The sequence below is a fragment of the uncultured Sphingomonas sp. genome (genome assembly GCF_964237155.1).
Lineage (GTDB): Bacteria > Pseudomonadota > Alphaproteobacteria > Sphingomonadales > Sphingomonadaceae > Sphingomonas.
This window is the reverse complement of record NZ_CAXSHH010000122.1, coordinates 1-4,886: the sequence shown is the minus strand read 5'-3', so window position 1 is coordinate 4,886 and position 4,886 is coordinate 1. Positions and strand designations below refer to the sequence as shown.

Below are 4,886 nucleotides of genomic sequence, written 5' to 3'. Positions count from 1 at the left end.
GCCCGAGCTCAAGATCATCGACGTGTTCATCTGCAAGCTCCGCAAGAAGCTGTCGATGGCGTGCGAGGGCGAGAACTATATCGAGACGGTTTGGGGCCGGGGTTATGTGTTGCGCGAGCCTGACGAGGTGATGTCCGCGCAGGTCGCCTGATCTTCCGACGAACGATCGATGAGGCCGCGGTGCTTTCGGGCGGCGCGGCCTTTTCCGTTCGACCGGAACGGGTCGCGCGCCGCTTCGTTGTTCAGGTTCTTGAATAATGTGAGGACTCCAACGATGAAGTATATCCTTCTCGCCGCGACGGCTTTCGCCCTCGCCGCTCCCGCGACCGCCCGGACGACCCAGTCCATGCCGATGGCCTCGGGCTCCATGACCGCCAGCGATGTCGGCGTCGCTCCGCTCACCGGCACGACGCCCACCGACTATGTCAAACTCGCCGCCGACAGCGATAATTACGAGATGCAGTCGAGTCGACTCGCCCTGACGAAGTCCAAGCGCGACGACGTCAAGGGTTATGCTCGCGAGATGATCGCGGATCACACCACCACGTCCAAGGCGCTGATGGCGGCGTTGAAGAATGGCGACCGCACGATCGCCAGTCCGTCGACCCGCCTGTCGGCCGACAACGCCGCGAAGATCGCCCTGCTGAAGCGCGCGCCCAAGGGCACCTTCGACGATCTGTATCTGCAGCAGCAGCTCCAGTCGCACCAGACCGCGTGGGCGCTCCATAAGGGCTTCGCCACGGACGGTGCCGATGAATCGCTCAAGCAGGTCGCCTCGACCGCCGTGCCGATCGTCGAGCGTCACGTCATGCACGCCAAGCAGATGACCCCCGCGTCGATGTCCTCCGGCACATGAGCCGGCCGGGCGGGGACCTCGGCCCCCGCCCGTTCACTTCCGCTCGAACATCTTCTCGCCGCCGACCCAGGTCTCCTCGACCTTGGTCGCGCGGAGTTCGGTCGGCCCGGCGAGCGTCGGGTCGCGATCGACGATGATGAAGTCCGCGCGCTGCCCGACCCCCAGCCGCCCGAACCGGTCCTCCGCGAAGCCCGCATAGGCCCCGTCGCTCGTGAACGCCTTCCACGCCTGCTCGCGCGTCACCCGCTCCTGCGGCTGCCACCCGCCAAACGGCAACCCCTCCGCGTCGGCGCGCGTGAACGCCGCCGCCCAGCCCGCGAACGGATCGGGCCGCTCGACCGGATAATCCGACCCGAACGCCAGCCGCCCGCCGCGCGCGAGCACCGACGCCCAGGCATACGCTCCCGCCAGCCGCGCCGGCCCCAGCCGAGCTTCCGCCATCGTCCGGTCGCTCGTCTGGTGAACGGGCTGCATCGACGCGATCACGCCATTCTTTCCGAAACGCGCCAGGTCCGCCGGATCGATCACCTGCGCATGCTCGACCCGCCAGCGCCGGTCGCCCTTGTAGGTCAGCGCCAGTTCGTCGATCGCGTCCAGTACCTGCGCGTTCGCCCGGTCGCCGATCGCATGCACCGCGACCTGGTACCCGTCCATCGACGCGCGGCTCATCAGGTTGCGGATCACGTCGTCCGACTGGAAACCCAGCCCCCGCTCGCGCGGCGCGTCCGCATACGGCGCCTTCAGCCACGCCCCACGCGACCCGAGCGCGCCGTCGCCATACAACTTCACCCCGACGAGCTTGAGCTTGTCGCCATACAGCCACGGTGTCGGCCCCGTCCCGCCGATCCGCACAGTATCCTCGACCCCACCGCCATAGCTCATGATGCGGACGCGCAGGTTCCCCAGATCACCCATCCGGCGATAGGTCTGCCACTCGTCCAACGTCGTTCCCATGTCGGCGGTCGCGGTGATGCCACTCGCGAGCAACAGCTGCTGCGCTTTCACAAAGGCGGCGTCGCGATCCTTGGCGGACGGCCGCGGCACGGCCTTGGCGACCAGCTCCTCGGCCGCGTCGACGAAGATCCCCGACGGCTGCCCGTTCGCCATCTCGATCCGCCCGCCCGCCGGCGACACGCTGCGCGCGGTGACCCCGGCCGCGCGCATCGCCGCGCTGTTGCCCCAGCTCGCATGCCCGTCGGCGCGCGACAGCCACACCGGCCGGTCGGCGACGACCGCGTCCAGCTCCGCCGCCGTCGGGAAGCGGCCCAATCCCCAGCTCTCCTGGTTCCAGCCGCCGCCTAGAATCCATTTCCGCTCCGGGTTCGCCTTCGCATAGGCCCCGATCGCCGCCTGCGCCTCGGCGAGCGAGCGCGTCCCCGACAGATCGAGCGCCAGCGCGCGCGTCCCCAGCCCCATCACATGCCCGTGCGCGTCGACGAAGCCCGGCAGCAGCACGCGTCCCTTCATGTCCACCCGCCAGTCGAGCTTGTCGGGCAGCTTGTCGCGCGTGCGAAGCAGCTTCGCCACCCGCCCGTCGCGCGTCACCTGCAACGCGGAGAACCGCTCGACCCGCCCGTCCTTGTCGAGCGTCACGCCCGTGACGTTATAGACCAGCCCATCCGCCAACGCGGGCGCAGGCAGCAACGCCGCCGCCGCCGCCAGCAGGATACGCACACTCACGCTTGTCACTTCCGCAATCTCCGCACCAACGCGCTCGTATCCTGCCGACCGCCGCCCATCGCCTGCACCTCGGCATAGAACTGGTCCACCAAAGCCGCCACCGGCACCGCCGCCCCGTTCGCCCGCGCCTCGTCGATCGCCAGCCCCAGGTCCTTGCGCATCCAGTCGACCGCGAAGCCGAAATCGAACCGGTCCTCGGCCATGCTGCCCCACCGGTTGACCATCTGCCAACTCTGCGCCGCCCCGCCCGACACGGCCTCGAACACCGCATCCAAGTCCAGCCCGGCACCCTGCGCGAACCTGAGCGCCTCCGACAACCCGCCCAGCACCCCCGCGATCGCGATCTGGTTGACCATCTTGGTCTGCTGCCCCGCCCCCGGCCCGCCGACATGCACCACGCGCGCGGCGTAGGCCTGGAGCATCGGCTCCGCCGCCGCGAACGCCGCCGCCGATCCGCCGCACATCACCGACAGCTTCCCCGACTCCGCCCCCGCCTGCCCGCCCGACACCGGCGCGTCGAGCACGAGCAACCCGCGCGCTTCGCCCTCCTCGGCCAGCCGCCGCGCGATCGCCGCCGATACCGTCGTATGGTCCACGAACGATGCGCCCGCCCGCATCGCCGCGAACGCGCCGTCCGCGCCCAGCGTCACCGCCGCGAGATCGTCGTCATTCCCGACGCAGGTAAGCACCAATTCCGCCCCGTCCGCCGCCGCCGCGGGCGTAGCCGCCACCCGCCCGCCGTGCTTCGCCGCCCAACCTTCCGCCTTTGCGACGGTCCGGTTATACACCGCGACCTCATGCCCCGCCGCGGCGAGGTGCCCCGCCATCGGCGCGCCCATCACGCCCGTCCCGATCCATCCGATCTTCATGGACGCGGGGCATAGGGGCGGTTCCCCGCCCGCGCCAGATGGTCTAGCGACCGACACATGGCCACCCAACGCGTACCGACCGTCTCGGAACTCCCCGTCACCCCCCCTCTTCCGGTCACCTTGGCCGACGTGGAGGCCGCGCACGCCCGCATCCGTGCCCAGATCGTCCGCACCCCAACCTTCATCAGCCGCACCCTGTCCGAACTGACCGGCGCGACCGTGTATCTGAAGTTCGAGAACCTTCAATTCACCGCCGCCTACAAGGAACGCGGCGCGCTCAACACCCTGCTCCAGCTCTCGCCCGAAGCGCGCGCCACCGGCGTGATCGCCGCCTCGGCGGGGAACCACGCGCAGGGGCTCGCCTATCACGCGAACCGGCTCGGCATCCCCGCCACCATCGTCATGCCGCGCACCACGCCCATCACCAAGGTCGTCCAGACCGAGGGCCACGGCGCGACCGTCGTGATCGAGGGCGAGACCTACGACGCCGCCCACGCCCACGCCCGCCAGCTCGAGACCGCGCGCGGGCTGACGTTCGTCCACGCCTTCGACGACCCGCGCATCATCGCGGGCCAGGGCACCGTCGCGATCGAAATGCTCGACGACGTGCCCGCGATCGATACGCTGGTCACCCCGATCGGCGGCGGCGGGCTCATTTCCGGCATGGGCGTCGTCGCCCGCGCGAGTGGGCACGCGATCGAGGTCGTCGGGGTAGAGGCCGAGCTCTATCCGTCCATGTACAACCGCATCAACGGCACCGACCACCCCTGCGCGGGCGACACGCTGGCCGAGGGCATCGCGGTCAAGGAACCCGGCGGCATCACCTCGACGATGGTCGCCGAGCTGGTCGACGACATCCTCCTCGTCTCCGAACGCAGCCTCGAGGAGGCGGTCAGCCTCCTCCTCCAGATCGAGAAGACCGTGGTCGAGGGCGCGGGCGCCGCCGGGCTCGCCGCCCTCCTCCAGCATCCGGATCGCTTTCGCGGCCGCACCGTCGGCATCGTGCTGTGCGGCGGCAACATCGACACGCGGCTGCTCGCCAACGTGCTGCTGCGCGATCTCGCCCGCTCCGGCCGCCTCGCGCGCCTGCGCATCCGCCTCCAGGACCAGCCCGGCGCGCTGTTCAACGTCGCGCGCATCTTCGACCAGGAGCGCGTCAACATCATCGAGGTCTACCACCAGCGCGTCTTCACCACCCTCCCGGCCAAGGGCCTCGTCACCGAGATCGAATGCGAGACCCGCGACCGCGCGCATCTCGACCGCCTGTTCGCCGCGCTGCGCATCGGCGGCTACGACGTCGCGCCCGTCGAGCTCGCCTGACTTTCTTGTATGCACCGCACGGGTTAACCCTCAATCTTTGGTGAAGCGCCTTTCATCCATGCTCGGACGCCGCCATAGGTTCACCCAGCCCGCCGGATCGCCCGGGGCGGCAGAAAGGTCCAGCAGGCGGTGACAGCGCCCTTCCGTTTCCCGCGCTTCTT

At 69.7% G+C, this 4,886-nt stretch carries 5 protein-coding genes; 3 read left to right on the top strand and 2 right to left on the bottom strand.

Annotation, left to right across the window (positions count from 1 at the left end):
- Positions 1–151: helix-turn-helix domain-containing protein (locus ACFE71_RS14900; RefSeq protein ID WP_375429548.1), on the top strand; the 151-nt coding region annotated here is incomplete at its 5' end.
- 123 nt (positions 152–274) lie between these two features.
- The gene (locus ACFE71_RS14895; protein WP_375429547.1) at positions 275–856 is read left to right on the top strand and encodes a DUF4142 domain-containing protein; all 582 of its coding nucleotides are present in this window, start codon (positions 275–277) and stop codon (positions 854–856) included.
- A gap of 33 nt (positions 857–889) precedes the next feature.
- On the opposite strand, the gene ACFE71_RS14890 is transcribed toward ACFE71_RS14895, so the two are convergent.
- Positions 890–2,536, bottom strand: a complete 1,647-nt coding sequence (locus tag ACFE71_RS14890) for an amidohydrolase (RefSeq protein ID WP_375429546.1) — start codon at positions 2,534–2,536, stop codon at positions 890–892.
- 5 nt (positions 2,537–2,541) lie between these two features.
- A complete protein-coding gene (locus ACFE71_RS14885) occupies positions 2,542–3,405 on the bottom strand; it encodes an NAD(P)-dependent oxidoreductase (RefSeq protein ID WP_375429545.1) in 864 nt (287 codons plus the stop codon).
- A gap of 57 nt (positions 3,406–3,462) precedes the next feature.
- Here ACFE71_RS14885 and ACFE71_RS14880 point away from each other — a divergent pair, with 57 nt between their 5' ends.
- On the top strand, positions 3,463–4,725 hold the full coding sequence (locus ACFE71_RS14880; RefSeq protein ID WP_375429544.1) for a threonine ammonia-lyase: 1,263 nt from the start codon (positions 3,463–3,465) through the stop codon (positions 4,723–4,725).
- Positions 4,726–4,886: the final 161 nt, after the last annotated feature.

Coding starts and splice junctions, on each gene's coding strand:
- ACFE71_RS14880 (WP_375429544.1), top strand. CDS start 3,463: ATGGCCACCCAACGCGTACCGACCGTCTCGGAACTCCCCGTCACCCCC.
- ACFE71_RS14885 (WP_375429545.1), bottom strand. CDS start 3,405: ATGAAGATCGGATGGATCGGGACGGGCGTGATGGGCGCGCCGATGGCG.
- ACFE71_RS14895 (WP_375429547.1), top strand. CDS start 275: ATGAAGTATATCCTTCTCGCCGCGACGGCTTTCGCCCTCGCCGCTCCC.